General features: G+C 59.4%; 27 protein-coding genes. 5 read left to right on the top strand and 22 right to left on the bottom strand.

The genetic code is table 11. From position 1 onward, the window contains the following. Positions 1-377 precede the first annotated feature (377 nt). Entirely contained in the window at positions 378-1,250 is an 873-nt protein-coding gene (locus tag IEX57_RS14825; RefSeq protein WP_229709040.1) for a DUF2950 domain-containing protein, read from the bottom strand. A 34-nt stretch (positions 1,251-1,284) separates the two neighbouring features. Then, a complete protein-coding gene (locus IEX57_RS14820; protein ID WP_188705133.1) occupies positions 1,285-2,595 on the bottom strand; it encodes a DUF3300 domain-containing protein in 1,311 nt (436 codons plus the stop codon). Between IEX57_RS14820 and IEX57_RS14815 the strand changes: the two genes are divergently transcribed. Next, the gene (locus IEX57_RS14815) at positions 2,594-2,767 is read left to right on the top strand and encodes a hypothetical protein (RefSeq protein WP_188705132.1); all 174 of its coding nucleotides are present in this window, start codon (positions 2,594-2,596) and stop codon (positions 2,765-2,767) included. The two genes, IEX57_RS14820 and IEX57_RS14815, sit on opposite strands and share 2 nt — an antisense overlap. A 437-nt stretch (positions 2,768-3,204) precedes the next feature. Here the strand turns inward: IEX57_RS14815 and IEX57_RS14810 are convergent, their stop codons facing one another. The 3 genes from IEX57_RS14810 to ychF all read right to left on the bottom strand — a co-directional run bounded on the left by IEX57_RS14810 (position 3,205) and on the right by ychF (position 5,622). Continuing rightward, the gene (locus tag IEX57_RS14810; protein ID WP_229709039.1) at positions 3,205-3,804 is read right to left on the bottom strand and encodes an AAA family ATPase; all 600 of its coding nucleotides are present in this window, start codon (positions 3,802-3,804) and stop codon (positions 3,205-3,207) included. A 5-nt stretch (positions 3,805-3,809) separates the two neighbouring features. Continuing rightward, positions 3,810-4,316, bottom strand: a complete 507-nt coding sequence (locus IEX57_RS14805; RefSeq protein WP_229709038.1) for a tyrosine-type recombinase/integrase — start codon at positions 4,314-4,316, stop codon at positions 3,810-3,812. A gap of 214 nt (positions 4,317-4,530) precedes the next feature. Further along, complete coding sequence (ychF, locus tag IEX57_RS14800; RefSeq protein ID WP_188705131.1) at positions 4,531-5,622, bottom strand: redox-regulated ATPase YchF; 1,092 nt, start codon at positions 5,620-5,622, stop codon at positions 4,531-4,533. Between the two features lie 293 nt (positions 5,623-5,915). On the opposite strand from ychF, the gene IEX57_RS14795 reads away from it, so the two are divergent. Continuing rightward, entirely contained in the window at positions 5,916-6,812 is an 897-nt protein-coding gene (locus IEX57_RS14795) for a YihY/virulence factor BrkB family protein (RefSeq protein ID WP_229709037.1), read from the top strand. Positions 6,813-6,818: 6 nt separating this feature from the next. Here the strand turns inward: IEX57_RS14795 and glmU are convergent, their stop codons facing one another. From glmU to ulaG, 16 genes are all read right to left on the bottom strand, one after another. Next, positions 6,819-8,189 carry a bifunctional UDP-N-acetylglucosamine diphosphorylase/glucosamine-1-phosphate N-acetyltransferase GlmU gene (gene glmU / locus IEX57_RS14790; protein ID WP_188705130.1) on the bottom strand — a complete coding sequence of 457 codons (1,371 nt, stop codon included), beginning with the start codon at positions 8,187-8,189 and terminating at the stop codon, positions 6,819-6,821. A gap of 158 nt (positions 8,190-8,347) precedes the next feature. Continuing rightward, complete coding sequence (locus tag IEX57_RS14785; RefSeq protein ID WP_188705129.1) at positions 8,348-8,776, bottom strand: F0F1 ATP synthase subunit epsilon; 429 nt, start codon at positions 8,774-8,776, stop codon at positions 8,348-8,350. Positions 8,777-8,788: 12 nt separating this feature from the next. Further along, the gene (gene atpD, locus IEX57_RS14780; protein WP_188705128.1) at positions 8,789-10,168 is read right to left on the bottom strand and encodes a F0F1 ATP synthase subunit beta; all 1,380 of its coding nucleotides are present in this window, start codon (positions 10,166-10,168) and stop codon (positions 8,789-8,791) included. A 44-nt stretch (positions 10,169-10,212) separates the two neighbouring features. Beyond that, positions 10,213-11,082 (bottom strand): F0F1 ATP synthase subunit gamma, encoded by an 870-nt coding sequence (gene atpG, locus IEX57_RS14775; RefSeq protein ID WP_188705127.1) that lies wholly within the window; start codon positions 11,080-11,082, stop codon positions 10,213-10,215. Positions 11,083-11,108: 26 nt separating this feature from the next. Beyond that, the gene (atpA, locus tag IEX57_RS14770) at positions 11,109-12,650 is read right to left on the bottom strand and encodes a F0F1 ATP synthase subunit alpha (RefSeq protein ID WP_188705126.1); all 1,542 of its coding nucleotides are present in this window, start codon (positions 12,648-12,650) and stop codon (positions 11,109-11,111) included. 10 nt (positions 12,651-12,660) lie between these two features. Further along, positions 12,661-13,197, bottom strand: a complete 537-nt coding sequence (locus IEX57_RS14765; RefSeq protein ID WP_188705125.1) for a F0F1 ATP synthase subunit delta — start codon at positions 13,195-13,197, stop codon at positions 12,661-12,663. Positions 13,198-13,203: 6 nt separating this feature from the next. After that, a complete protein-coding gene (locus tag IEX57_RS14760) occupies positions 13,204-13,674 on the bottom strand; it encodes a F0F1 ATP synthase subunit B (RefSeq protein ID WP_188705124.1) in 471 nt (156 codons plus the stop codon). 38 nt (positions 13,675-13,712) lie between these two features. Beyond that, on the bottom strand, positions 13,713-13,988 hold the full coding sequence (gene atpE, locus IEX57_RS14755) for a F0F1 ATP synthase subunit C (RefSeq protein ID WP_053938443.1): 276 nt from the start codon (positions 13,986-13,988) through the stop codon (positions 13,713-13,715). 117 nt (positions 13,989-14,105) lie between these two features. Continuing rightward, positions 14,106-14,894 carry a F0F1 ATP synthase subunit A gene (gene atpB, locus IEX57_RS14750; RefSeq protein ID WP_188705123.1) on the bottom strand — a complete coding sequence of 263 codons (789 nt, stop codon included), beginning with the start codon at positions 14,892-14,894 and terminating at the stop codon, positions 14,106-14,108. Between the two features lie 3 nt (positions 14,895-14,897). Beyond that, positions 14,898-15,326: an ATP synthase subunit I gene (locus tag IEX57_RS14745; RefSeq protein WP_188705122.1), complete on the bottom strand. Its 429-nt coding sequence runs from the start codon at positions 15,324-15,326 to the stop codon at positions 14,898-14,900. 122 nt (positions 15,327-15,448) lie between these two features. Continuing rightward, positions 15,449-16,294 (bottom strand): ParB/RepB/Spo0J family partition protein, encoded by an 846-nt coding sequence (locus IEX57_RS14740; protein ID WP_188705121.1) that lies wholly within the window; start codon positions 16,292-16,294, stop codon positions 15,449-15,451. Between the two features lie 38 nt (positions 16,295-16,332). Further along, entirely contained in the window at positions 16,333-17,121 is a 789-nt protein-coding gene (locus tag IEX57_RS14735) for a ParA family protein (protein WP_188705120.1), read from the bottom strand. 5 nt (positions 17,122-17,126) lie between these two features. Continuing rightward, positions 17,127-17,753, bottom strand: coding sequence for a 16S rRNA (guanine(527)-N(7))-methyltransferase RsmG (gene rsmG, locus IEX57_RS14730; RefSeq protein WP_188705119.1), 627 nt, complete (start codon positions 17,751-17,753; stop codon positions 17,127-17,129). A 51-nt stretch (positions 17,754-17,804) separates the two neighbouring features. Continuing rightward, entirely contained in the window at positions 17,805-19,721 is a 1,917-nt protein-coding gene (gene mnmG, locus IEX57_RS14725; RefSeq protein WP_188705118.1) for a tRNA uridine-5-carboxymethylaminomethyl(34) synthesis enzyme MnmG, read from the bottom strand. A 400-nt stretch (positions 19,722-20,121) separates the two neighbouring features. Beyond that, entirely contained in the window at positions 20,122-20,877 is a 756-nt protein-coding gene (ulaR, locus tag IEX57_RS14720; protein WP_188705117.1) for an HTH-type transcriptional regulator UlaR, read from the bottom strand. Between the two features lie 66 nt (positions 20,878-20,943). Further along, positions 20,944-22,008: an L-ascorbate 6-phosphate lactonase gene (gene ulaG / locus IEX57_RS14715; protein ID WP_188705116.1), complete on the bottom strand. Its 1,065-nt coding sequence runs from the start codon at positions 22,006-22,008 to the stop codon at positions 20,944-20,946. A 344-nt stretch (positions 22,009-22,352) separates the two neighbouring features. Here ulaG and IEX57_RS21315 point away from each other — a divergent pair, with 344 nt between their 5' ends. The 3 genes from IEX57_RS21315 to IEX57_RS14700 are packed head-to-tail and all read left to right on the top strand — an operon-like array spanning position 22,353 to position 24,398. Next, entirely contained in the window at positions 22,353-23,294 is a 942-nt protein-coding gene (locus IEX57_RS21315) for a PTS transporter subunit IIC (protein ID WP_268238350.1), read from the top strand. Positions 23,295-23,311: 17 nt separating this feature from the next. Further along, positions 23,312-23,572: an HPr family phosphocarrier protein gene (locus IEX57_RS14705; protein WP_188705115.1), complete on the top strand. Its 261-nt coding sequence runs from the start codon at positions 23,312-23,314 to the stop codon at positions 23,570-23,572. After that, positions 23,565-24,398, top strand: coding sequence for a Cof-type HAD-IIB family hydrolase (locus IEX57_RS14700; RefSeq protein ID WP_188705114.1), 834 nt, complete (start codon positions 23,565-23,567; stop codon positions 24,396-24,398). Before IEX57_RS14705 ends, IEX57_RS14700 begins: the two co-directional genes overlap by 8 nt. Before the next feature lie 76 nt (positions 24,399-24,474). Here IEX57_RS14700 and ppgK read toward each other — a convergent pair whose 3' ends face one another. Beyond that, positions 24,475-25,251, bottom strand: a complete 777-nt coding sequence (gene ppgK / locus IEX57_RS14695) for a polyphosphate--glucose phosphotransferase (RefSeq protein WP_188705113.1) — start codon at positions 25,249-25,251, stop codon at positions 24,475-24,477. Positions 25,252-25,358 lie beyond the last annotated feature (107 nt).

The raw sequence follows: 25,358 nt of genomic DNA, 5'->3' as shown, positions 1-25,358 counted from the left end.
AGCTCAGTGACGGTGAAGGCGGCCGGGGGGAAACAATGCCCCGGTAGCAACGATCAAAGAAAGTGAGTCACTTAACGCCTGCTTGGGCAAAAAGTCATACCGTTGCGGGCCCGGAACGTCAAAACACAGCGGGCCGCGATACGGCTGCGCGGTCTGTTGACCCGCGCAAGGCAAGCGGTTGTACATGGTTGAGCTTTCTATTCCTGAAAATACCAGGTTGCGGCAAATATCTGGACGCAGATTCTAACAGGTCTGGCCTTGCCACCAATGCCGGCGGGCCAGGAATATAAAAAGCCCCGTTCGGCGGGGCTTTTTATGGGGCACCGGTGTGTCATTTGCGTACGGCGCATCAAAGCGGTGCATGACGTATGAATGGCTCAGGGCGTGGTATCGGCCTGGGTCCAGCCCTCTACCGGATTAAAACTGCGAATCCCCTTGGCAATGCGGTCCGTCGCCGGGCCCAGGTTGGCCTGGTACACCACGCCATCCTGATTGATCATGAAGCTCATGATGCCGGTTTTGCCGTAACTGGCCGGCCAGGCAATCAAGGCATAACCCCCTTCCATACGGCCATCCTTGAGGTACTTTTTGGCACCGCCCGGCGCCGCATCGCCTTGCGTGGTCAGGATGCGGTAGACATAGCCATGATAGGGCTCGCCGGGACGGGCCTCGGCAAACCGGGAACCCAGCGGGCTGGGGTCTTCACCCGGCGCAGTGGCCCAGTACAGCCCGTCTTTCTTGCCCGGGCTGGACAACAAGCGCGAGGCATACGACGGCGTGCCCTGTGCCTGCGACCATTGCCAGTAATCCTGCTGGGCATCGGCATAGGCCAGCACCGACTGGATCGCCGCGAGTTCATTGCGACCGATATAGCGGTGGCGCATTTCTTGCGCGCCCGCCTGCGTATCGAAGGCCCAGCCGTCCTTGCCGGCCACAATCGGTACCGGCAAGGTCCAGCCCGCAGTACCGGCAGACAGCAAGGCGGTGCGGTCATCCACCTTCACGATCTCGTGCGCTTGCGCCCATGCGGCAAGGAACCGGGTGATGTCTTCCGGCGCCACGCCCCCGGACGGGATAAAGTCGCGGTAATTGCTGCCCAGGATGGTTTTGAGTGCATCGTCATCGTGGGTGGCAATGCTGTCGACCAGCGCGTCTGCGGCGGCATCCGGCGTCGCAAAACTGCGCGGCCCGTTGGCCGCTGCAACGGTAATCGACGCGCACAAGGTGACGAGCGCCAGCATCATTTTCATAAATACGTTTGCCTGCATGATCTGCCCTCGTTAATCAACGACCACGGCCGCCACTGCGTGCGGGGCGCTGGTGGGTGCTGCGCGCTGCGCCGCCACCACTGCGATTGCTGCTGGCCGCACGGCTGGTGCCCTGGCTGCGCTGCGACGACATGCTTTCACGGCCGCGGGCCGAGTCACGGCCGGATTGCCGGTCGTTCACCCCGGTCAGCGCGTTATCCCGCGAGGGTTGCTGGCGTGCACCGGTATCGCCGCGTGCGCGGTTGCTGTTATCAAAGCCACCACCCTGACCACCACCGCGGTTGCGGTCCATCTGGCCCGCCGAGCCACCGCCACGATGATCAGGACTGCCAATGCCACGGTTCTCCATGGTTTGCGCGGCCTGACGGCGGCTGTTTTCACGCGCGTTATCGCGGTTGGCCACCTCACGGTTGCCATTGTTGCGACCGCCGTTGTCGCGATTGCCCACATCACGGGTACCGGCATTGTCGCGGCCACGGAACTGTTCGCGCTGATTGGTGTTGAAGTCTTGCTGGCGACGGTTACGCTCGGCCGAGCCGCCCCGATAATCAGACGTGCGATGCCCCGGATCGTGTTTCCATGAACTCCGGTCGCCGCCGCCTTCGATCTTGCGGTTCGTATTGATGTTGTTGTACTTGTTGACGTTGATATTGACGTTGCTTGAGCCCCAGTTGCAGCCCCCCCACAGCGCGTTACCCACGGCAATCCCCACGCCCCAGGCAATCCCGGTCATGACGGCGGTAGAGAACCAGTATCCGGGCGGTGGCGGATAGTAATACGGCGGATAGGTCGGGTAGGCCCAGGCGCCGTACACCACGGTCGGGTTGTACGCGGGGACGTACACCACATCCGGTTTGGCGGGCTCCACCACAATCACCTGCTGGCTGCTGCTGGTCGAGGCCGGCTGGCTGGTGACGGTGACTTGTTCATTGGATTTGAGGTTACCGGCCTTTTGCGCCTGGGCCCGCAAGCGCTGCACGGCATCCATCACGCCCGAGGTCTGGCCGAGGAACGCATCCCCCATGTCCTTGACCCACTTGGGCTGGCCGCCCAGCGTGATCAATACTTCAGGAAAGGCCACCATGGACGCCACGGACGGGTCCCAGTTCTGGCTTTCGACCTGCTTGACCGCAGCATCGCCCTTGGCGTCCGGATGCGCCTTGGACCATTCATAGGCTTTGGCAAATTCGTCCGGGTAGGTGGTTGCCATCAGCAATTGCGAGAGCAAGGAATCGGGGTACAAGGCAATCGGTGCGACCAGCTGGTCAAGCTGGGCATTGGACAGCGGCTGATCATCGGCCGCGTGGCCCGCTACGCTGACCAGCATGAACAACACCGGCAGCAGCCAGGCACGCGCCGCTCCCCGGCATAACATTTTGAACATCGCCATCATTGCTAAGCCTCCCAGGCCGGATGTGGCAATGCATCCGTGCCGGCTGGACTGGTGGGTCATCGCCGTCGCCGGCTTCACCGCCGACGAACGTCCTGAGTCAGATTAGTCCGGCAACCGACAAAGATCAGACCTTTTTTATCCAGCAGGCCAGCAAGACCACCACGCCACGCGCAGTGCGTTGATCGCGGCCAGCAAAAAGCCCCGGGACATGACATCCAGGGGCTTTGCGGGCAAGCGGCGCAGTGCGCCGGGTGCTTGAATATCAGACGTTAAAGCGGAAGAACATTGGCAAGCAATTGATTTATCTTTGGTTCGTTTATTTGCCGCAAAAAATGTACTCCGATTTGTACTCAATCCTGCGGCGGCTGAGTACGCCGGGGCAGTCTGCGGGCACGAGCTGCGCGTTGACCTGATCAACTGCGCGTTCGCGCATGGCTTGAACGATGCCAGCACTTTGTGGATTCATGCTCGCGAGTTTGCACTCGGCGGCAGAGGGTACGCTGAAACGCTCACAGGCGTACGGAGCGTTCAACTCTTGGGCCGCTACGCCAAGAACCCCATGGGCTTTCTGGTTGAGGAGACTTGGTCTGGCACGTCGCCGACGCGGATGTGCTCCCGCTCCTCCCTCGCCGCCCGCCCCAATGCACGCTTCAAAGCTAGCCCCAAGGTCCTGGGCGGCAAGTTCTTCAGCTTGTCCACCACCCGGTCGTCCAGCCTCGGCGTAAAACCTGCCCCCCACGGGCTCTCGGCCCGCATGCGGCCATACATTTGTCGAGCGATATGAGCCACCTGCTCTGGCGTGGGGGCTTGCACGTGCAGCACCGTCATGCGCGACAGCAGCGGTGCAGGGATGCTCTCGATGCTGTTGGCCGTGGCGATCCAGTTCACGTGGCTGGCGTCGATGGCGAAGTCTCGGATCGAGAGGTCGATGAAGTCGCGTGCGCTGCGAGGCTCCAGCAGGGTGTAGAGCGCCGCGAGTGGGTCGTACTGACGTTGCTGGTCGGTCTTATCGAGCTCGTCCAGCACGATCACCGGATTGGCCAGTGGCTGGTAGGCCAGTAGCTCGAACACCACCCCAGGCTCCGAGTTCGACCAGAACGATTCCGACCCGGCCAGCGGCGAGCTGGACTGTGTGCTGGCCATGTCGATCACACGGAAGGGAAGGCTTCGGCAGCCACGGTAGGGGCGCCGCGCTTGACCGTGTGCTGCAGGATGCCCAGCACATGGGCTGGTGTGACCGCTCGGATGGGCATCTGGCCGATCTCGCCAAAGACCACGCGCTCCAGCATGTCCAGGCGCCTGTTCTTGGTGATGTCTTCCCAGTCTTTGGTCTGCAGCCACTCGCGCGCCACCTTCTCGAAGGTGATCTCGGCGTCGCTGGCTTGCTTGATGCGGTCGATCTGCCGCTGCTGGGCGGGGTTGATGCCTTGCTTGACGAGTTGGCGTGCTGCCTCGCACCGGTCTCGTGCCTCGGCCAGGCTGACGGCAGGGTACTCGCCCAGGGCGAACATGCTGGCCTTGCCCTCCAGCGTGAACCGGTAGCGCCAAGCCTTCACGCCGCTGGGCTTGACCTCCAGACACAGTCCGCGGTGGTCAGTGAGTCGGTAGAGCTTGGGCTTAGGTTTGGCATTGCGACAGTGGGTGTCGGTCAGCATGGTGGGTGCTCGATGAAGACGATGCACTCACTGTACTCACTTGTCGCGCGACACGCAAAGATGCGTACTCACCTTTGTACTCAATCAGAAGGTGGCTGCTCGCGCGATTTCTAGCAACGCCCAGAAACGACAAAGCCGCGTAAGTGCGCGGCTTTGTTGATGTTTTTCTGATTTCAGAGTTTTTCCTGATGTTCCAGGAAAGATGGTCTGCTCATCAGACGTTGAACAGGAAGTTCATCACGTCGCCATCCTTGACGATGTATTCCTTGCCTTCAGCGCGCATCTTGCCGGCTTCCTTGGCGCCTTGTTCACCCTTGTAGCTGATGAAGTCGTCAAAGCCGATGGTTTGCGCGCGGATGAAGCCGCGTTCGAAGTCAGTGTGGATCACGCCAGCGGCTTGCGGGGCGGTGTCGCCCTTGTGGATGGTCCAGGCACGGACTTCCTTCACGCCAGCGGTGAAGTAGGTTTGCAGGCCCAGCAGATCAAAACCGGCGCGGATCAGGCGGTTCAGGCCCGGCTCTTGCAAGCCCAGTTCAGCCAGGAATTCGGTCTTGTCTTCATCCGGCAGTTCGGCAATTTCAGACTCGATCGCGGCGCAGACGGCCACGACCGGCGCGCCTTCGGCCTTGGCAAACTCGGTGACCTTGTCCAGCAGCGGGTTGTTGGTGAAGCCATCTTCAGCCACGTTGGCCACATACATGGCCGGCTTGATGGTCAGCAGACACAGCGGCTTGATCGCCAGCTTGTCTTCTTCAGACAGGCCGGCGGCGCGGGCCGGGCGGCCTTCGTTGAGTACGGGCACCAGTTTTTCCAGTACGGCGACCAGCTTTTGCGCTTCCTTGTCGCCACTCTTGGCTTTCTTGCCATCACGCTGGATGGACTTTTCAACGGTGGCCAGGTCGGCCAGCGCCAGTTCAGTACCGATGACAGCGATATCGTCGATCGGGTCGACCTTGCCGGCCACGTGCACGATGTTGTCGTCATTGAAACAGCGCACCACGTTCACGATGGCGTCGGTTTCACGGATATTGGCCAGGAACTGGTTACCCAGACCTTCGCCCTTGCTGGCACCCGCCACAAGGCCGGCGATATCCACAAACTCGACAATCGCAGGCACGATCTTTTGCGGGTTGATGATGTCGGCCAGTTGCTGCAGGCGGGCATCGGGCACTTCCACGATGCCGACATTGGGCTCGATGGTGCAGAACGGGTAGTTGGCCGCTTCGATACCGGCTTTGGTCAGGGCGTTGAAAAGCGTGGACTTGCCGACGTTGGGCAGGCCGACGATGCCGCATTTAAGACTCATTGGAGCTTTCCTTGTGTTCAAACTGGCACGCGGCAAAACCAGACCGGTCTTGCTGCGTCTTATTCAGGGTCGGCAGGCCTTTGTGGCAGCTTGCCGGGGCCAGCGCGTTGCGGTGGCCACAATCAGGCGCGATTGTACCACTGACCACGGCAAATTCTTTTGGAACTCAAGGTGTTCCCGTCGGGCCATCCCCATTTGTCCTGGTCTGTCTTGCAACAAAACCGGACAACACACCATGATTTGTTGGCGTTTGGGTGCCAGGCTGGAAGGCACAAAGCAAGGAGACCACTGGCGTGCGACACCAAATCACCGTGCTGTGGCGTCTGGCCCGGCATGTCGTCAACAAAACCATCGCCGGTTTTTTTGACGACGAACTGATGACGCGCGCGGCTGCGCTGGCGTTTTACTCTGCGCTGTCTTTCGCGCCGCTGCTGGTGTTGCTGCTGTGGGTGGTGGCGTCCCTCTCGCCCGATTACCAGACGCAACTGGTTGATGGCCTGAACCGCATGGTCGGGCCAAGGGCGGCCGACGCGGTGCAACTGGTGATCCGCAATGCCTCCAGCAGACCCAGTGTCGGCAACATGGCGGGGCTGATCGGGCTGGGTATCACGCTGGTCGGTGCTTCGGCCGTGTTTGCGCAGTTGCAAGGAGCGATCAATCGGGTGTGGGGGCTGCGTTCCCGCCCGGGTCAGGCTGTCATGGGCTGGCTGCGCTCACGCATGAATGCGCTGGGCTTGTTGCTGGCGGTGGCGTTCTTGCTGGTGATTTCGTTTTCAGCCAGTACGGTCATCGGCTTCTTTGTTCCGGGGCACACGCTGGCCTGGCGCTGGGTAGAGGCCGGGGTGTCCACCGCCATTTTCGTGTTCGTGTTCGCCGCCATCTTCAAGGTACTGCCAGACGCCATCATTGCCTGGCGCGATGCCCTGGCCGGGGCGGTGCTGACCGACATCCTGTTCATTCTGGGGAAAGTGGGCATCAGCCTGTATATCCAGAATTCCAACGTCGGCGGGGCTTATGGCCCGGCGGGTAGCGTGGTGGTGCTGCTGGTGTGGGTGTACTACTCGGCGCTGATTCTGTTGCTGGGCGCGGAGTTGACCGAGGCGGTGGCAGAGGCGCGCGGCGTGCCGATCCGGCCTACCGCGCATGCGGTGCGCATCATCACCACCACCCATGAAGATGCGCCCGCTTGAGTCGCCTTACTTGCTGTGCTTGACCGGGCGTTTCCAGCCGGTCAGGGTCACCTGGCGTGCGCGGCCGATGGTCAACTCACCCGCCGGCGCGTTCTTGCTGATCACCGAGCCCGCACCGGTCGTGGCACCGTCGCCAATCGTCACCGGGGCCACCAGACAATTGTTGGAGCCAATGAACACGTTGTCGCCAATGGTGGTCAGCGACTTGTTCACGCCGTCGTAATTGCAGGTGATGGTGCCGGCGCCAATATTGGTGCCGCTGCCAATCTGTGCGTCACCAATGTAGGAAAGGTGATTGACCTTGGTGCCCGGGCCGATGGTCGATTTTTTGACTTCAACAAAGTTGCCGACGTGCACGCCTTCTTCCAGCACCGCGCCAGGGCGCAGGCGGGCGTAAGGGCCAATCAGTGAACCGGCACCGACTTCGGCGTTTTCCAGATGGCTGAACGGGTGGATCACTGCACCGTCGGCAATCCAGACATTCTTGAGGATGCAGTTGGCGCCGATCTGCACGCCCTCGCCCAGCGAAACCTCGCCTTCCAGCACGCAGTTCACGTCAATGAAGACGTCCTTGCCGTGCACCACGCGGCCCCGGATATCCAGGCGCGCCGGGTCTGCCAGCGTCACCCCGGCGGTGAGCAGCGCGGTGGCCAGGTTGCGTTGATGAATGCGTTCCAGCTGGGCCAGTTGCACCTTGTTGTTGATGCCTTCGGCTTCCCAGGCATCGGCCGGCTGGGTGGTCACTACCGCCACCCCATCACGCACGGCCAGGGCGATCAGATCGGTCGCGTAGTACTCGCCCTGTGCGTTGTCGTTCTTCAGTTCAGACAACCATTGCGCCAGGCGCGCTGTGGGCAAGGCCAGAATGCCGGTGTTGATTTCACGAATGGCGGCTTGTTCCGGCGTCGCGTCTTTTTGCTCGACGATCGATTGCACGGCACCGGCGTCGTTACGCACGATGCGGCCGTAGCCGGTGGGGTTATCCAGCGTGACGGTCAGGATGCCCAACTTGCCACCTTCCACGGCGGCCAGCAGCGCCTTGAGCGTCTCGACGCGGGTCAGTGGCACATCGCCGTACAGCATCAGCGTCACGTCGCCTTTCAGGTAGGGCAGCGCCTGGGCCAGTGCATGGCCGGTGCCCAGTTGCTGGGCTTGCAGCGCCCAATGCAGGTCTTTATCGCTGGCAAACGCGGCCTGGACCTGATCGCCACCATGGCCGTAAACCACCACGGTCTGCGCCGGGCTCAGCGCGCGGGCAGTATCAATCACGTGGCCGACCAGGGGCTTGCCGGCAATGCGATGCAGCACTTTGGGCAGCGAGGAATACATGCGCTTGCCCTGACCTGCAGCAAGAATGACGACATCAAGAGAAGACATGAGCATATCCAGTACGTGAATTGCTGGTCATTCTAGCCGTTGCGGCGCCTTGCCGCATCGCATAACCCGGCAGGATCAGGCTTTTCAGGTATATGCCGGGCAATAAAAAAGCAGCCACAAGGGCTGCTTTTTTTTTGGGAGCGTACAAGAAACAGGGCTTAGTGGCCGCGCTTCTTCAGCTTCTCGATCACGGCCAGCTTGGCCACCGCTTCCACCAGTTCGGCCTGCGCCATGGCGAAGTCCATCTGGGTCTTGCGGTTTTTCAAAGCATCTTCGGCCTTGGCCTTGGCTTCACGCGCCTTGGCTTCGTCGATATCCGCGCCGCGAATGGCAGTATCTGCCAACACGGTGATCGAATGCGGTTGCACTTCCAAGAGGCCGCCAGACACGTACAGGATGACATCCGGTTCGTGAGTGTTGGCCAGCTTGATGCGAATCGCACCCGGACGAATACGAGTCAGGAGAGGCGCATGGCGCGGGTAAATACCGACTTCACCGCCTTCGGCCGGTGCTGTGAAGAACTCAGCAACACCAGAGAAGATCAGCGATTCAGCACTTACCACATCAACATGAATGGTCATCGCCATCTGCCTACATCCTTATTGCAAGGTCTTGGCTTTTTCGATCGCTTCCTCGATGCCGCCAACCATGTAGAAGGCTTGCTCGGGGAGGTGGTCGTAATCACCGTTCAGAATGCCCTTGAAGCCCTTCAGGGTTTCCTTCAGCGGCACGTACTTGCCCGGCGAGCCGGTGAACACTTCAGCAACGTGGAACGGCTGCGACAGGAAACGCTGGATCTTACGGGCACGAGCAACGGCCAGCTTGTCGTCCGGAGACAGTTCATCCATACCCAGAATTGCAATGATGTCTTGCAGTTCTTTGTACTTTTGCAGAGTCTGTTGAACGCCACGCGCCACGCTGTAGTGCTCTTCACCCACAACTTGCGGGTCGAGCTGACGCGACGTGGAATCCAGCGGATCAACCGCCGGGTAGATACCCAGCGAGGCGATGTCACGGGACAGAACAACGGTTGCGTCCAAGTGGGCAAACGTGGTCGCCGGGGACGGATCGGTCAAGTCATCCGCAGGCACGTAAACGGCCTGGATGGAAGTGATCGAGCCGTTCTTGGTCGACGTGATACGTTCTTGCAGGGCACCCATTTCTTCGGCCAGGGTCGGTTGGTAACCCACAGCGGAAGGCATACGACCCAGCAGCGCGGACACTTCGGTACCGGCCAGGGTGTAGCGATAGATGTTGTCCACGAAGAACAGAATGTCACGACCTTCGTCACGGAACTGTTCAGCGATCGTCAGACCGGTCAGCGCAACGCGCAGACGGTTGCCCGGAGGCTCGTTCATCTGACCGTAAACCATCGCCACCTTGTCAAGGACGTTGGAGTCCTTCATTTCGTGGTAGAAGTCGTTCCCTTCACGGGTACGCTCGCCCACGCCGGCAAACACGGACAAACCGCTGTGTGCCTTGGCGATGTTGTTGATCAGTTCCATCATGTTGACGGTCTTGCCCACACCGGCGCCGCCGAACAGACCAACCTTACCACCCTTGGCAAACGGGCAAACAAGGTCAATCACCTTGATACCGGTTTCCAGCAGGTCGATCGACTGGTTCAGTTCGTCAAACTTCGGGGCGGTCTGGTGAATGGCGCGGCGGGCTTCGGTTTCAACCGGGCCTGCTTCGTCAATCGGGTTACCCAGCACGTCCATAATGCGGCCCAGCGTCGCCTTGCCCACCGGCACCGAGATCGGAGCGTGAGTGTTGGACACCAGAAGACCGCGCTTCAAACCATCGGTCGTACCCATGGCGATCGCGCGCACAACGCCGTCACCCAGCTGCTGCTGAACTTCCAGCGTCAGATCGGGGTCGGCCAGTTTGAGCGCGTCATACACCTTGGGCAGGTTGTCACGCGGGAATTCCACGTCAACAACCGGACCAATGATTTGCACAATTTTGCCTTGGCTCATCGTAGGTTCCTAATATCTTGCATCAATCGGGTTAGCCGCCTGCATCAAACTGCTGCCGCGCCGGAGACGATTTCGGAGAGTTCCTTCGTAATCGCGGCCTGACGGGTCTTGTTGTACAGCAGTTGCAGGTTGCCGATCACCTTGTCGGCGTTATCTGTTGCAGCCTTCATGGCCACCATGCGCGCAGCCTGCTCGGATGCGATGTTCTCGGCTACAGCCTGATAAATCAGCGCTTCAACGTAGCGGTTCATCAACTCGTCAATGACGGTCTTTGCATCCGGCTCGTACAGGTATTCCCAGTTGTACTTGTGCTCCGGCTGGCCAAAGGCCTCGCCTGCAAGCGGCAGCAACTGTTCTACCGTCGGCTCTTGCTTCATGGTGTTGACGAACTTGGTGTACACCAGATGGACTTCATCCACTTCGCCAGCGACAAACGCATCCACCATCACCTTGATCGGACCGATCAAGGCTTCCAGGTGAGGCGTATCGCCCAGTGCGACTGCAGAAGAAATCACCTTGGCACCGTTGCGGGTCATGAAACTCATGCCCTTGTTACCGATGGCGGTAACCGCAGCTTCGGTGCCGTTCTGGTGAAACTCCTTCATCTTGTTGACGGACAAGCGCAGCACGTTGGTATTCAAACCACCGCACAGGCCCTTGTCCGACGTAACCACGATCAGGCCAACCCGTTTAACGCTTTCGCGCTTCTGGAGGTACGGATGCGGGTAATCCACAAATGCTTGCGAAAGATGAGCCGCTACATTGCGGATCTTTTCGCCGTAAGGACGGGCCGAACGCATGCGTTCTTGCGCCTTGCGCATTTTGGATGTCGCGACCATTTCCATAGCGCGGGTGATCTTCTGCGTGTTTTTTACGCTTTTGATCTTCGTACGGATTTCTTTACCGCCTGCCATGATCCAGTTCCTTTTTCAGTACTGAATCAGTACGCGCTGCTGGCTTTGAACGAAGCCACTGCCTTGAGCAGGGTTGCTTCATCTTCGTCAGACAGAACGCCCTTGGCATCAACGCGGCCCAGCAGATCAGCGTGGTTGGCTTTCAGGTCTGCCAGGAAGGCAGATTCGAAGGCCAGAGCGCGATCAACCGGAACATCGTCGTAGCTGCCCTTGGCGATCAGAGCCAGGGTCACGGCGAGTTCGCCAACCTTCAGCGGGCTGTATTGAGCCTGCTTCATCAGTTCGGTCACCATCTTGCCGCGTTCGAGCTGCTTGCGGGTGGCTTCGTCCAGATCGGAAGCAAACTGCGCGAACGCAGCCAGTTCACGGTACTGGGCCAGTGCCAGACGCACACCGCCGCCGAGCTTCTTGATGACCTTGGTCTGCGCTGCACCGCCAACACGGGACACCGAGATACCGGCGTTCATCGCAGGACGGATACCGGCGTTGAACAAGTCGGTTTCCAGGAAGATCTGACCGTCGGTGATCGAGATCACGTTGGTCGGAACGAACGCGGAAACGTCACCAGCCTGGGTTTCGATGATCGGCAGAGCGGTCAGCGAACCAGTCTTGCCCTTCACTTCGCCACCGGTCAGTTTTTCAACTTCATCGGCGTTGATACGTGCGGCACGTTCCAGCAGACGGGAGTGCAGATAGAACACGTCACCCGGGTATGCTTCGCGGCCCGGTGGGCGGCGCAGCAGCAGGGAGATCTGACGGTAAGCTACGGCTTGCTTGGACAAGTCATCGTATACGATCAGGGCGTCTTCGCCGCGATCGCGGAAGTACTCACCCATTGCGCAACCGGAGTAAGCAGCAATGTATTGCAGCGCGGCAGATTCAGACGCAGCAGCAGCCACCACGATGGTGTGGGCCAGTGCGCCGTGTTCTTCCAGCTTGCGAACCACGTTGGCAATCGACGAGGCTTTCTGGCCGATAGCAACATAGATACAAGTAACGCCGGTACCCTTCTGGTTGATGATCGCGTCCAGTGCAACGGCAGTCTTGCCGGTCTGACGGTCACCAATGATCAGCTCACGCTGGCCACGACCGATCGGCACCATGGTGTCGATGGCTTTCAGGCCGGTTTGCAGCGGCTGGTCAACCGATTGACGCGCAATCACGCCCGGCGCGATCTTTTCGATCGGGCTGGAGAGCTTGGCGTTGATCGGGCCCTTGCCATCGATAGGCTGACCCAGCGAGTTGACCACGCGGCCAACCAGTTCCGGACCAACCGGTACTTCCAGAATACGACCGGTACATTTGACTTCGTCGCCTTCGGAGATGTGGGTGTATTCACCCATCACCACGGCACCGACGGAGTCACGTTCCAGGTTCAGCGCCAGACCAAAGGTATTGCCCGGGAACTCCAGCATTTCGCCTTGCATCACATCGGACAAGCCGTGGACGCGAACGATGCCGTCGGTAACCGACACAACCGTGCCAACGGTGGCAGTTTGCGCGCCGCTCGACAGGTTCTGGATCCGGGCCTTGATCAGTTCACTGATTTCAGACGGATTGAGTTGCATTAAAAATCTCCTAACTCTTCAGGCTCGTCGCCAGTTCAGAGAGCTTGCCGGCTATGGATGCGTCGATCACAACATCACCCACCGTCACCTTCACGCCGCCGATCAGATCGGCATTGGTCGTCGTCGTTGCGGCGACCTTGCGGTTGAAGTGCTGTGCAAGCGATGTCTTGAGTGATTCGACCTGGGCTGCGTCAAGCGGGAATGCCGATTCGATTTGCGCTTCGACTTCACCTGCTTCTGCGGCCTTGTACGATTCGAACAGGTCACGGATGACAGGAAGTGCAGAGAAGCGGTCGTTTTCGATGATCAGCGCGACAAAGTTTTTCGCTTCGTCGTTCACGCCAGCACCCAACAGCTCGATCAAGAGTTGCTGAACCTGAGCAGCGGAATATCTCGGATCGGACGCGACTTGTTCTGCCAGTTCATCGCTGGCAATCAAGCCCAGCTTTGCCAGCACTTCGGACCATTGGTCCAGCTTGCCGCTTTCCTTGCCAAGACGGAACACAGCCTCGGCGTACGGCCTTGCGACGGTGATGAGTTCTGCCATGACTGATTACAGTTCCGCTTTGATCGATTCCAACAGCACGGCGTGTTTGCCGGCGTCGACTTCTTGCTTCAGGATCTTGGATGCACCTTCAAGGGCAAGCGATGCCACTTGTTGACGCAGAACACCCTTGGCTTGTTCGACTTGCTGCGTAATTTCGGCCTGGGCGCCCGCCAGCAGGCGTTCGCTTTCGACCTTGGCCTTGTCTTTCGCCTCGTCGATGATCTGATTCGCGCGCTTTTCAGCCTGTGCAATCAGCTCGGAAGCTTGTTGCTTGGCTTCACGCAGCTTATCAGCAGAAGCTTTTTCGGCATTGGCCAGATCTTGCTTGGCACGATCTGCTGCCGACAAACCTTCAGCGATACGCTGTGCGCGCTTTTCCATCATGCCGGTCAGCGGAGGCCACACGATTTTCATCGTGAACCACACCAGCAAGGCAAATGTAATTACCTGGCCAATGAGGGAAGTATTGAATTCCACGTTGTAGCCCTCCAGTTGTTCGCGGTGACGGTTCTAAATCAGCCTGCGAGCGCGGAGAGGAACGGGTTCGAGAAGGTGTACAGCAGAGCAACACCAACGCCGATCATGGAAATGGCGTCCAGCAGACCAGCAATAATGAACAGCTTGGTTTGCAGAACCGGGATCATTTCCGGTTGACGAGCGGAGGACTCCAGGAATTTGCCACCCAGGATAGCAAAACCGATAGCGGTGCCCAGAGCAGCCAGACCGATCATCAGTGCGGCAGCGATTGCAGTTGCGCTTTGTACGCTAGCGATAACTTCGGGTGCAGCCATTTTGTAATATCTCCTGAAAAGGAAGTTGCAAAAAGATAAGGGGGTAACTCGAACAGGAACGCACCATGCGTCCCCGCGCGATCAGGTACTGCTGCGGCGGCAGCTGCCGCCATCAGCTTAGTGGTCTTCCACCGCCATCGACAGATAAACGATGGTGAGAACCATGAATACGTATGCTTGCAGGGTCACGACCAGCACGTGGAAGATGGCCCACGGTGTGCCCAGAACCCAGTTGATCCACCACGGCAACAGCGCGATCAGGATGAACAGCAGTTCACCGGCGTACATGTTGCCGAACAGACGCAGTGCCAGAGAAATCGGCTTGGCGATCAGTTCGATCAGCTGGAACAGGAAGTTGGGGATCAACAGGCAGATCTTGCCGACAGTGCCTTCAGCGTGGAACGGCGCGGTGAAGAGTTCCTTGATCCAGCCACCCAGACCCTTGGCCTTGATGGAGAAACCGATGATGTAAAGCAGTACCGAGATCGACATGGCGAAGGTCTGGTTCACGTCGGCAGTCGGCACCACGCGCAGGTGGTTGATGCCAACCAGACCGCCCAGCCAGGGGAACAGGTCAACCGGGAAGAAGTCCATGGCGTTCATCAGGAACACCCAGCAGAAAATGGTCAGCGCCAGAGGGCCGATCACCTTGCTCTTGCCGTGGAAAGTATCCTTGATGTGGGTATCGACCATCTCGACGATGAGTTCGACAAAGTTCTGCAGCTTGCCCGGTACGCCGTCGGTGGCCTTGCGGGCAACGAGGCCGAAGATGCCAACGAAAATAAAGCCAAGAACCAGCGCGATCCAGAAGGTATCGAGGTGGAAATTGGCCATCGCGCCTTCAGTATGCAGACGGTTGTGCGTCAGATGGTGAAGGATATATTCGGTTGAGGTGTTTTCAGCCATGGTCTATTTCTTGTCTTTAAATTTGATCAAAAGCCCGAACCAGAAGGCGGAGGCGGCAGCGATATACCCGAAGAACAGCGCCGGCCAGACCACCTTGCGGTGAAAGACGAATATTGCCGCGAATGCGACCAGCGTAAACGCCATTTTCAGGGCTTCGCCCAGATAGTGCAGTTTCATCAGCACTTCCGGCGGGCCGTATGGCAACTGGTAAGCGGCCCTGACGTAGATCAGGGAGCCCAGAATCGCGACAGTGCCACCTATGACACTTGCAAATCCTGCTTGCCATCCCCATACAATGGAAACAGGCACCACTACCGCCAGGGTAATCCAGACTTTCAGCCGGATGATGCCCTGGATCTGTGCTTTGTTAACCATTTTGTTACGCCAGGCAAATATCCGGCGATTATACGGATGCCGTTCGCTGCGCGTCAATTTTACACATTGAAGTTACGGGGTTTTTCGTTTCTGCGGCATATTGGTTACACAATTGGCACCAATATGGTGCAATTGGCCGCAAGGTGCTTGCAAACCCGTCGTAATGATTTGATTTGTGATTATTTCAAGAGCGCTAGAAGCCGGTCAAGATCATCCAGACTGGTGTACTGGATGGTCAGCTTGCCATTGCCGCGCTTGCCGTGACGAATACCCACCGTCGAACCCAGGCGGGATGACACTTCTTCTTCCAGACGCTGGATATCCGGATCGGCTTTCTTCTCGGCCCTGGCGGGTGCGTCCTGCAACAGGCGCTGCACCAGCGCTTCCGTTTCCCGGACAGACAAACCCTTGAGCGCCACGGTGCGTGCGGTATCAATCTGCTTGAGGGCCGGCAGCGCCAGCAAGGCACGGGCGTGCCCCATGTCGAACTGGCCGGCAGACAACAACTCACGGACAGGCTCGGCCAGATTGAGTAGCCGCAAAAGATTGGTGACGGTAGCACGCGATTTACCCACAGCATGCGCAACGGCTTCGTGGGTCATGCCGAATTCTTCAATCAGGCGCGAGAGGCCCTGGGCTTCTTCCAGCGCGTTCAGGTCTTCACGCTGAATGTTCTCGATCAGCGCCATGGCCGCGACGGCTTCGTCCGGCACTTCACGCACCAGCGCGGCGATCTCGGTCAGGCCGGCCAGCTGGCAGGCACGCCAGCGACGCTCGCCGGCAATGATTTCGTAGCGGTCTTCCAGGCTGCCAGCAATCGGGCGCACCAGCACCGGCTGCATCAGCCCCTGGGCGCGGATGGATTCGGCCAGTTCTTGCAGGGCGCCTTCATCCATCTGGGTACGCGGCTGATACTTGCCCGGCTGCAAGCTGGTTACCGGCAGTTGCTGCAGCGTTTCGCTGGCCACGGCGTCGCCCATCAGGGCATCCAGACCACGACCCAGGCCTTTGAATTTTTTGTTCATGTCCGATTCATTCCGGGGAGCATTGGGTGGCGCAACGGTCAGACCGGCTGCGCAGCATCGACCGGATTATGCCGCGCCAGCAACTCTTCTGCGAGTTGCAAATACGCTTGTGCACCTTTGGACGTTTTGTCATAAGCCAGGATGGGGCGGCCGTAGCTGGGTGCTTCGGCCAGCCGCACGTTCCGTGGAATAACCGTGTGGTAAAGCTTGGATGTGAAGTGTTTGACCAGCTGATCCGACACTTGTTGCGCCAGCGTGGAGCGCGGATCGAACATGGTCCGCAGCAGGCCTTCGATCTCGATGCGGCGGTTGAGGTTCTGTTTGACCCGGCGCAGCGTGTTGACCAGATCGGACAACCCTTCCAGCGCGTAATATTCGCACTGCATGGGGATCATCACCGCGTCAGCCGCCACCAGCCCGTTGAGTGTCAACAAGTTGAGCGCCGGCGGGCAGTCCAGGATCACAAAGTCGTAGTTGCCGGCGATTTCACCCAGGGCCTTCTTCAGCCGCGATTCGCGGGCATCGGCTTCAACGAGTTCAACCTCGGCGCCTGCCAGATCACGGTTGGCGGGCAGCAGATCAAAGCCGCCGTTTTCTGACTTGACCACCACATCTTCGATCGGGGCCTCGCCAATCAGCAGGCTGTATACGGTGGCGTCGACCTTGCCTTTATCCACACCCGCGCCCATGGTGGCGTTGGCCTGGGGGTCAAGATCGACCAGCAAGACGCGTTTACCCAGATGCACCAGGCTGGCAGCCAGATTGACCGCAGTCGTGGTTTTGCCCACCCCGCCTTTCTGGTTTGCAATCGCTAGCACACGCGTCATGAAACTCACACCTCTTTGATCAATACCAGGCAGCGCTCGGCATCAAGGCCAGGCACTTGCAATTGTTTCACCTCGGTTGCCACCACGTCTTTGGGCAGCAACGCAATTTCCTCATAAGGATACACGCCTTTGAGCGCAGCCCAGGTGCCGCCCTTCGCCCGCAGGTGGCGGGTCAGCTTCACAAACTCGCTCAACTCGGCAAAAGCGCGTGAGGTAATCACGTCGAAGGGCGCCTCCGGGCGCCAGGCTTCAACCCGCTCGCTCACCACCGAGACGTTGGGCAGTTGCAGTTCCAGCAAGGCCTGCCGCAAGAAGGTGGTTTTCTTGTGGTTGGAATCGAGCAGCGTCAGTTGCCAGTCCGGACGGGCAATCGCCAGCGGGATACCGGGCGTACCAAAACCGGAACCGACATCCAGAATGCGGGCGTTGGCCTGAGCCGGGAACACCGGCAGCGGCGCCAGCGAATCGAGCAGATGGTGCGGCACCATGCGTTCCGGTTCGCGGATGGCGGTCAGGCTGTAGGTCTTGTTCCACTTTTCCAGCAGACCAGTGTATTCAAGCAGCTTTTGTTTCTGGGCTTCATCCAGCTGGAGCCCCAGCTTGGCAAGACCGGCATTGAGCGCGTCGTTCATGAGCGGAATTCTTTTATATTCTGTTTTGTTGTCTGGCAGGCCGGGCGCCGTTCAGGCCACCTTGTCGGCGTCGTTCCCGAGCCACTGTTTTTTCTTGAGGTGCACCAGCAGCAGGGCAATGGCCGCCGGGGTAACGCCGGATATGCGCCCTGCCTGGCCCACGGTTTCGGGCCGGTGCTTGTTGAGCTTTTGCTGCACCTCGATCGACAAGCCGATCACGTCGCGGTAGTCCAGGCTGTCGGGCAGGCGGAAGTCTTCCAGTGTATCGCGCTTGGCGACTTCCGATTGTTGCCGTTCGATATAACCCTGATATTTAACCTGGATTTCAACCTGTTCCGCCACCAGCGGATCAGTCACCGCGGCTTCGCCTTCTTTGGGCTGCGCGGCGGCCATGCTCAACAGGTCGGCGTAGGTTACTTGCGGACGACGCAGCAGCTCGGCCAGGGTGTATTCGCGTTCAATGGCCTTGCCCAGCACGCGCTCGGCGTCGTGGGCGTCCAGCACGCGCGGGTTCACCCAGGTGCTGTTCAGGCGAGTGAGTTCAGCGTCGATGGCATCGCGCTTGCGGCTGAACAGCGCCCATTGTTCATCACCCACCAGGCCCATCTTGCGGCCGGCTTCGGTCAGGCGCAGATCGGCGTTGTCTTCGCGCAGTTGCAGGCGGTATTCGGCGCGGCTGGTAAACATGCGGTACGGTTCGGTCACGCCACGGGTGACAAGGTCATCAACCAGCACACCCAGGTAGGCGGTATCACGCCCCGGCAGCCACGGCGCTTCATCACGTGCAAACAGCGCGGCGTTCAGGCCAGCAAACAAACCTTGCGCAGCGGCTTCTTCGTAACCGGTGGTGCCGTTGATCTGGCCGGCAAAGAAAAGACCGGTGATGGCTTTGCTTTCAAAGCTGGACTTCAGACCGCGCGGGTCGAAGTAATCATATTCAATGGCATAACCCGGACGCAGGATACGCGCGTTTTCCAGGCCCTTGATCGATTGCACGGCGGCAATCTGGATATCAAACGGCAGGCTGGTCGAAATCCCGTTGGGATAGTACTCATTGGTATCAAGGCCTTCCGGCTCCAGGAACACCTGATGGCTGTCTTTGTCCGCAAAGCGGTTGATCTTGTCTTCAATCGACGGGCAATAGCGCGGGCCGACGCCTTCGATCTTGCCGGTGAACATGGGGCTGCGATCAAAGCCGGAGCGGATGATTTCGTGCGTTTGCAGATTGGTGTGGGCAATCCAGCACGGCAGTTGCTTCGGGTGCATGCCCACATTGCCGCGCACGGAGAACACGGGTTCCGGCGTATCGCCCGGTTGTTCTTCCAGCACGGCAAAATTGATGGTGCGGCCATCAATACGCGGCGGCGTACCGGTTTTCAAACGGCCGACCGGCAGGTTGAGTTCACGCAGCTTGTGCGACAGCGTCACCGACGCCGGGTCGCCCGCACGGCCGCCGGTGTGGTTCTCCAGCCCGACATGGATCTTGCCGTTCAGGAACGTGCCGGCCGTCAGCACCACCGCGCTGGCTTCAAAGCGGATACCGATCTGGGTGATCACACCCGTGACGCGATCGCCATCAAGCGTAAGGTCATCCACCGCCTGCTGGAACAGATCCAGATTGGGCTGGTTTTCCAGCATGTCGCGGATCGCCGCTTTGTAGCGGATACGGTCTGCCTGAGCGCGGGTAGCGCGCACAGCCGGGCCCTTGGACGAATTGAGCGTGCGGAACTGGATGCCGCCCATATCGGTGGCCAGCGCCATGGCGCCGCCCAGCGCATCGACTTCGCGCACCAGGTGACCTTTGCCAATGCCGCCAATCGACGGATTGCAGCTCATCTGGCCCAGCGTCTCGATATTGTGGCTCAGCAGCAGCGTCTTGCGCCCCATGCGCGCAGCCGCCAGCGCGGCCTCCGTCCCGGCGTGGCCGCCGCCGACAACGATAACGTCATAACGAGTTGGGTAAAGCATGGGGGTTCTCTGCTGCTGATTCGATACACAAGGGGTACCCCACTGCCACCGCCACAAGAATGCCAGCGACATTGTGGGGGTACCCACCAAGGGGCACCCCGCTGCCGCCGCCACAAGAATGCCAGCGACGTTGTGGGGGTACCCACCAAGGGGCACCCCACTGCAACTGCCATATGAATGCCAGCAGCATTGTGGGGGTACCCGCCAAGGGGCACCCCGCTGCCGCCGCCACAAGAATGCCAGCGACATTGTGGGGGTACCCACCAAGGGGCAATATTCTACGGCAAAACAGGGACTTGTGCGAGGCGAGGTATCAGAAAATCAGCCAGGCACATTCCTGGTCAGATCTGCGGGCAGAAGACGTAAATCACTGACTACGCTGAGCATTGCTGCAGAACGCTTATACCTGCCGCACTTCTACACCCTGCGCGCGCAGTGCCGCCACGGTATCTGCATCGGCATCGGCGCTGGTAATCAGCATGGCAATATCCTTCGCTGCCGCAAACAACATGCCGCTACCGTGGCCGACTTTGCTGCCATCGGCCAGCACCACCAGCTTGCTGGCACCGCGCATGACTTTCTGCTCCGAAAGCGCGGTGATGATGTTGGACTTGTAGAGGCCGTCCACAGTCAGCCCGGAGCCTGATGTAAACATCCAGCGTGCGGCGTAACGCAGTGACTGGTCGTCGCCAATGGTAATGCCCTGGCTGTGATCGTACTGGCCACCCATCAGGATCAGGTCGGCATGGTCGTGGCTGACCAGGTAGCTGGCCAGCGGAAAGTAATTGGTGATCAGTTGCACTGGCCGGCCACACAATTGCTGTCCCAACAAAAACGCGGTGGAGCCGCAGTTGATCACCACGCTGTCACCCGGCGCGAGCAGCGTGGCGGCTTCGCGGGCGATCCGGTTTTTGGCGTCCAGATGCGGGGTGTTGCGCAGGTCCAGCGGCAGCCACGGTGCCGCCGGAAAACTGCTGTCGATCCGCTCAGCGCCATTGCGCACTTTCACCAGCCGCCCTGCCTGCGCCAGCTTGTGCAAGTCGCGCCGGGCGGTAGCAGGGGACATGCCGACGTGCGCGATCAGATCATGCACGCTGACCGGCGAGCGCTCGGCCAGCAGGGCAAGAATGGCGTTATGGCGTTGGCTTTCAGTCATGAGATGAGTGGCGCGGGATTGCACGTTTTTGATTGCTTTGCATCATACCAGCGCCACTCGCCGCGGTTACAGAAAGGACCGGAACGGCAAATCCGGCTCAATGGCAAAACAATCGTCAAAGCCGCGCGGATAGTGGTATTCCAGTTTGTCCTTGTCTTGCGGCCAGGTAAATTTGCCACCAACCTGCCAGATAAAGGGCTTGAACGCATAGCCCAGACGATGCCGTTTCATCTCCCACAACACCCGGATTTCCTGCGGATCAGCCTGGAAGTTGGACCAGATGTCATGGTGAAACGGAATCACCACTTTAGCGTTGAGTGATTCACCCATGCGCAGGATGTCCGCGCTGGTCATCTTGTCGGTAATGCCGCGCGGGTTTTCACCGTACGAACCAAGTGCCACGTCGATCTGGTAGTCATTGCCGTGTTTGGCGTAGTAGTTGGAGTAATGCGAATCACCGCTGTGGTAAAGCGTGCCGCCCGGTGTCTTGAACAGGTAATTCACCGCGCGCAGATCCATGCCGTCCGGCAATTTGTCTGCGGCCGTTTCGCCTGCCGGCAGCGTGATCAGCGCGGTGCGGTCAAACGAATCCAGCGCATGGATTTCGACATCCTTGATGCGGATCACATCACCTGGCTTGACCGTAATACAGCGCGCGGCCGGCACGCCCCAGCTGATCCACAAATCCACACATGCCTTGGGGCCAATGAAAGGCACGGTGTCCGGGCAGTTTTTCAGCACGGCGGCGGCGACGTTCACATCAATGTGGTCGTTGTGATCATGGGTAGAGAGCACCGCGTCGATGTGTTTGATGGCAAATGGATCAAGTACAAAGGGCGTCGTGCGCAGATTGGGTTGCAGCTTGAGCACGCCCGCCATGCGCTGCATCTGGTGCTGTTTGTTCATCAATGGCTTGGCGTGGGTGTGCTTGCCGGTGCCACACCAGAAATCCACGCAAAGATTGGCGCCGCCTTCGCTCTTGAGCCAGATACCGGTGCAACCCAGCCACCACATGGCAAACGTGCCCGGCGCGACGTGTTCTGCCTCGATTTCTTCATTCAGCCACGTACCCCATTCGGGGAAGGTGTTGAGAATCCAGGATTCCCGGGTGATCTGTTCGACTTTACTCATATGCATTCCTTGGTGAGCGGTTGCGGTGATTTGATCGATATTGATCATATTTGATCACTAAAATCCAAATTAACCGCATCTGCTCACGTCCACAATGCGCGGCCCCACCCCGATCTGCGATAGATCAAACCTGCCCGCTACCGGCGCCACTCAGCCCATGTGGGCATTCTGGCTCGATATTTTCCACGCCTGATTACGCGAACTGCAATGTTTTACGCAGGATCAAGCGACCCGCATTTCATGATCACTATTGATTGTATTTGATCATTTTGTGGGAGTAGCGTTCGGTTCAGGCGCCCGGCACGGGTTCCACCCATCGCTTACCAATCAGGAGAACGGCATTCATGGACGCCGTGTACAACGTCTTTTACGTGTTCTACAGCCAGGTACTCTCACGGCCGGAGTTCCTGCTCGGGCTCGTGACCATGCTGGGTTATCTGCTCTTGCGCAAACCGGCAGATGTGGTGATCAAGGGCACCATCAAGACCATCGTCGGTTTCATGCTGTTGCAAGCAGGTGCCGGCGTGCTGGTCTCCACGTTCAAACCGATCGTCACCAAGCTGGCCGATGTCTACCAGCTCACCGGCACGGTGGCTGACCCTTACGCGGGCATGGTCGCCACCATTGACGCGCTGGGCGATGCCTACGCCTGGGTAGGTTATACGGTGCTGTTTGCCTTGCTGCTGAATGTGGGGCTGGTGCTGGCGCGGCGGGCAACCGGTATCCGCACGGTGTTTCTCACCGGTCACATCATGTTCCAGGGCGCGGGCGTCATTGTGGCGTTCTTCGTGCTGCAACTGCATACGGGCATGTGGACCACCATCACCCATCTGGCGCTATACCGCGCATGGCCCGGCATTGGCGGCGTGGTGCATACCCACTCGACCTTCGCCACCGCCTGGGCTCAGGCCGGTTGCGCCATTCCCGCCCTGGGCACAACCCATGCCGACTATTTCCACGGCGACATTCCCTGCACCCGCGGGCTGACTCCCGCAGAGATCAACGCAGAGTACGAAGCCCTGACCGGCGCGGTCATTCTGGAAACGGTAGGCCAGGCCGACCCGCTGCATTGTCCAGGCATCGTGGTACAGCAACACGGCCCGTTTACCTGGGGCTGCGATGCCGCAGATGCCGTACACAACGCCGTGGTGCTGGAAGAAGTGGCGCACATGGCGCAGTTGGCGCTGGGCATCAACCCGGGCCAACAGCGTATTGCGCCGGCCTTGTCAGACAAACATTTCAGCCGCAAACACGGCCCCAACGCCTATTACGGCCAGACCCGCTGAACTCCTGGGACACCATCATGCATAGCGAAACTTTTGTATTTACCGATGAAGCCGGCCTGCATACCCGCCCGGCGGCCAGCCTGGTGCAACTTGCCCGTACGCTGAACGCAGAGATCATCCTGCAGCGGGCCGGCAAAAGCGCGCCAGCCACCAATCTGCTTAAACTGATGGGGCTGGGCATTGTTGAAGGCGACGAGGTCACCATCCTGGCCGATGGCGAAGATGCTGCCGAGGCAGTGCGCCAGGTGCGCGAACTCCTTGGCGCAGCCCATGGCTGAAGTACAGCCGGCACTGATTGCGCTGGATCTGGATGGCACTTTGCTCAATAGCCAGGGCCGGATCCGCGCCGATAGTCTCGAGACACTGGGGCAGGCCAGGGCCGCCGGGATCGAGATCATGCTGGTCACCGGCCGCCACCACATCATGGCGCGGCCGTTTCACCAGCAGCTCCCTGGCTTGCCGGCCATTTGCTGTAACGGTGCCAGTCTGTATGACTTTGCCGAACAGCGCGCACTGGCCGCATCGCCACTGGCGCCGGCCCTGGCCCAGGAACTGGCGGATTGGTGCGAAAGCCATCATCTACACGTGCTGGTGTATATCGACGATGCAATGATCGCCGCCGCCATCAATGCCCATATCACTGGCCTGCAAGCGTGGGCCGCGCAATTGCCACGCAGCATTGCGCCGGAAATCAGCATTGCCAGCCCGCAAAGCGCTATTCGCCAGGCCAGTTGTATCTGGAAAATCGTCGCCTCACATGCTGATCCTGCCGTCTTGCGGGTTGCCATGGCGCACATGCCACTGGCTTTGCAAAAGCAACTTTCCAGCGAATGGTCCTGGCATAACCGGGTGGATATGGTGGCGGCCGGCAACAGCAAGGGAGAACGTCTGGCCCGCTACTGCGCCAGCCGTGGCATTGCGGCAGCACGGGTCATGGCTTTTGGCGATCAGCAAAATGATCTGTCCATGCTGGGCTGGGCCGGCATGGGCGTGGCCATGGGCAATGCCCAGTCGGTAGTCAAGACACGCGCCTGGCGCGTGACCGGCAGCAACGACGAAGGCGGCATCGCCATGTTGTTGCGATCGGTTCTGGCCGGCGTTTGAACACGACGTCCAGAAACAACAAAACCTGCGCCACATGCACGCAGGTTTTGTTTTGCCCAACGACTACCGCTGCGGTTTACAGCACGCCGTAGGTGTGTGCGGCTTCCAGCGCAGCGCCGACAATGCCGGCGTCGTTTTGCAGGGTAGCGGCCGTCACTTCGAAGCGGATGCCGGTCATTTCCGGAATGAACTTCTCATGCTTCTTGCTGATGCCACCGCCAATGATGACGAGGTCAGGCGAGAGCAGCAGGTCCAGATGCTTGAGGTAGCCATTCAGACGCGGGTTGAAGTCTTTCCACTTCAGGTCCTCGTCGTCCTTGACCTTGCCAGAGCAATACTTCTCGGCAATGTTGTCTTTCGGGTAGATCAGGTGGCCGAATTCCGTATTGGAGATCAGCTTGCCGTCCACAATCAGCGCCGTGCCAATACCGGTACCCAGCGTGACCACCAGCACTTTGCCCATGCGGCCCTTGGCCGCGCCAAAGGTTTGCTCGGCCAGGCCGGCTGCGTCGGCATCATTCAGGAGCTTGAGCGGTTGGCCCACGCCGTCGGCCAGAATCTGTTCAGCCGGTGCGTTCAGCCAGGACTTGTCGACGTTGGCAGCGGACAGGGTCACGCCGTTGCGCACAATCGCCGGGAAAGTACAGCCGATCGGGCCTTTCCATTCGAAATGCTCGACCATCTGGCGCACGACGGCGGCCACGTTTTCCGGTGTGGACGGTTGCGGCGTGTCATAACGCGCGCGTTCTGCTACCAGTTCGCCCGTCTCAACATTGACCGGTGCACCCTTGATGCCGGTACCGCCGATATCAATCCCCAAAACAATTTTGGGCCCGTTTGCTGCATTGGCCATGTTGACTCCGTTGTGTTGCCAAACCAGTAAAAATAATCGAACACGTGCGCGATCAGAAATATCGCCGGGCGGTGTCCGCAGACACCACCGCCAGCCCCTCCAGCCGG

Source organism: Silvimonas iriomotensis (assembly GCF_014645535.1).
Classification (GTDB): Bacteria; Pseudomonadota; Gammaproteobacteria; order Burkholderiales; family Chitinibacteraceae; genus Silvimonas; species Silvimonas iriomotensis.
The sequence above is the reverse complement of the archived record's forward strand: the minus strand, read 5'-3'. Positions and strand labels throughout refer to the sequence as shown.

Coding starts and splice junctions, on each gene's coding strand:
- IEX57_RS14735 (WP_188705120.1), bottom strand. CDS start 17,121: ATGACGCGTGTGCTAGCGATTGCAAACCAGAAAGGCGGGGTGGGCAAA.
- IEX57_RS14700 (WP_188705114.1), top strand. CDS start 23,565: ATGGCTGAAGTACAGCCGGCACTGATTGCGCTGGATCTGGATGGCACT.
- IEX57_RS14815 (WP_188705132.1), top strand. CDS start 2,594: ATGAACAACACCGGCAGCAGCCAGGCACGCGCCGCTCCCCGGCATAAC.
- IEX57_RS14785 (WP_188705129.1), bottom strand. CDS start 8,776: ATGGCGATGACCATTCATGTTGATGTGGTAAGTGCTGAATCGCTGATC.
- IEX57_RS14810 (WP_229709039.1), bottom strand. CDS start 3,804: ATGGCCAGCACACAGTCCAGCTCGCCGCTGGCCGGGTCGGAATCGTTC.
- ychF (WP_188705131.1), bottom strand. CDS start 5,622: ATGAGTCTTAAATGCGGCATCGTCGGCCTGCCCAACGTCGGCAAGTCC.
- IEX57_RS14765 (WP_188705125.1), bottom strand. CDS start 13,197: ATGGCAGAACTCATCACCGTCGCAAGGCCGTACGCCGAGGCTGTGTTC.
- ppgK (WP_188705113.1), bottom strand. CDS start 25,251: ATGGCCAATGCAGCAAACGGGCCCAAAATTGTTTTGGGGATTGATATC.
- atpG (WP_188705127.1), bottom strand. CDS start 11,082: ATGGCAGGCGGTAAAGAAATCCGTACGAAGATCAAAAGCGTAAAAAAC.
- mnmG (WP_188705118.1), bottom strand. CDS start 19,721: ATGCTTTACCCAACTCGTTATGACGTTATCGTTGTCGGCGGCGGCCAC.
- glmU (WP_188705130.1), bottom strand. CDS start 8,189: ATGTCTTCTCTTGATGTCGTCATTCTTGCTGCAGGTCAGGGCAAGCGC.
- IEX57_RS14805 (WP_229709038.1), bottom strand. CDS start 4,316: ATGCTGACCGACACCCACTGTCGCAATGCCAAACCTAAGCCCAAGCTC.
- atpD (WP_188705128.1), bottom strand. CDS start 10,168: ATGAGCCAAGGCAAAATTGTGCAAATCATTGGTCCGGTTGTTGACGTG.
- IEX57_RS14705 (WP_188705115.1), top strand. CDS start 23,312: ATGCATAGCGAAACTTTTGTATTTACCGATGAAGCCGGCCTGCATACC.
- ulaR (WP_188705117.1), bottom strand. CDS start 20,877: ATGACTGAAAGCCAACGCCATAACGCCATTCTTGCCCTGCTGGCCGAG.
- ulaG (WP_188705116.1), bottom strand. CDS start 22,008: ATGAGTAAAGTCGAACAGATCACCCGGGAATCCTGGATTCTCAACACC.
- IEX57_RS14825 (WP_229709040.1), bottom strand. CDS start 1,250: ATGAAAATGATGCTGGCGCTCGTCACCTTGTGCGCGTCGATTACCGTT.
- rsmG (WP_188705119.1), bottom strand. CDS start 17,753: ATGAACGACGCGCTCAATGCCGGTCTTGCCAAGCTGGGGCTCCAGCTG.
- atpA (WP_188705126.1), bottom strand. CDS start 12,650: ATGCAACTCAATCCGTCTGAAATCAGTGAACTGATCAAGGCCCGGATC.
- IEX57_RS14740 (WP_188705121.1), bottom strand. CDS start 16,294: ATGAACAAAAAATTCAAAGGCCTGGGTCGTGGTCTGGATGCCCTGATG.
- atpE (WP_053938443.1), bottom strand. CDS start 13,988: ATGGCTGCACCCGAAGTTATCGCTAGCGTACAAAGCGCAACTGCAATC.
- IEX57_RS21315 (WP_268238350.1), top strand. CDS start 22,353: ATGGACGCCGTGTACAACGTCTTTTACGTGTTCTACAGCCAGGTACTC.
- atpB (WP_188705123.1), bottom strand. CDS start 14,894: ATGGCTGAAAACACCTCAACCGAATATATCCTTCACCATCTGACGCAC.
- IEX57_RS14820 (WP_188705133.1), bottom strand. CDS start 2,595: ATGCTGGTCAGCGTAGCGGGCCACGCGGCCGATGATCAGCCGCTGTCC.